We start from the raw sequence: 1,167 nt of genomic DNA on the forward strand, positions 1-1,167 counted from the left end.
ATAATATCTGTAGTAAAGGAAGCATTCGGAATTTGTTCCTTCATTTTACGAACTAACTCTAAATATGATTCTCTTGTGTATTTACGAGACATTAATTTTAAAACCCCGGAGCTTCCAGATTGTACCGGTAGGTGGATGTGCTCCATAAGGTTTCCACCTTTCGCGAGTACTTCTATTAAATGATCATCGAAATCACGAGGATGACTTGTTGTGAAACGAATACGTGGGATGTCAATCTTACGTAATTCGTCCATTAAGTCTCCTAAACCATATTCAATATCAGTAAATTCTTTACCGTAGGCATTTACGTTTTGTCCAAGTAAGGTAATTTCTTGGTAGCCTTGTCTCGCTAAATGACGTACTTCTTCAATAATATCCTCTGGTCGACGGCTTCGTTCCTTACCACGAGTATAAGGTACGATACAATATGTACAGAATTTATCACAGCCGTACATAATGTTAACCCAACCCTTGATATTTCCTTTACGGACTTTTGGAAGGTTTTCAATAATGTCTCCTTCCTTAGACCATACTTCAACAACCATCTCTTTACTAAACATCGCTTCTTTTACAATGTGAGGAAGGCGGTGAATATTATGAGTACCAAAAATCATATCAATAAATTGATGTTTTTCTAGAATTTTATTAACAACTGATTCTTCTTGGGACATACATCCACAAACACCGATTAAAAGATTTGGATTTTCAAGTTTTAATGGTTTAAGGTGACCAATTTCACCAAATACTTTGTTTTCTGCGTTTTCACGGATTGCACAAGTATTAAGTAAAATGATATCAGCATCCTGTGTATTTTCAGTAGGCTCATAGCCCATTTCCATAAAAATGCCAGCCATTACTTCTGTATCATGCTCATTCATTTGGCAACCATACGTACGGATTAAAAAGCGTTTTCCTTTTCCAAAATTTTTCATATCCTCAGGAATCGAAAATTCTTTTAAGTAATTGACTTGTTCTTTCCCACGTTTCTTCGCATCTTTTAATGAAGGTGGTTGATAAACGGATTGAAAATACTTACTGTAATCCTTTTCGGATTTTTTGTCCGCAGGTTTTACTTGAGTACTTTCAAGACGTTGTTTTTCATTCATGCGGTATCTCCTTCCTTTTCCCAAAAACTATCTTTTAAAAAAGATAATCAAATGTGCCTTG

At 35.4% G+C, this 1,167-nt stretch carries 1 protein-coding gene; it reads right to left on the bottom strand.

All coding sequences use genetic code 11. The features are described 5' to 3' along the window. Positions 1 to 1,106, bottom strand: a 1,106-nt coding sequence (gene miaB, locus V7147_RS25135; RefSeq protein ID WP_335370525.1) for a tRNA (N6-isopentenyl adenosine(37)-C2)-methylthiotransferase MiaB, incomplete at its 3' end; no start/stop codon positions are given. Positions 1,107 to 1,167 lie beyond the last annotated feature (61 nt).

This window comes from Bacillus sp. JJ1521, from assembly GCF_036965165.1.
Classification (GTDB): Bacteria; Bacillota; Bacilli; order Bacillales; family Bacillaceae_L; genus Ferdinandcohnia.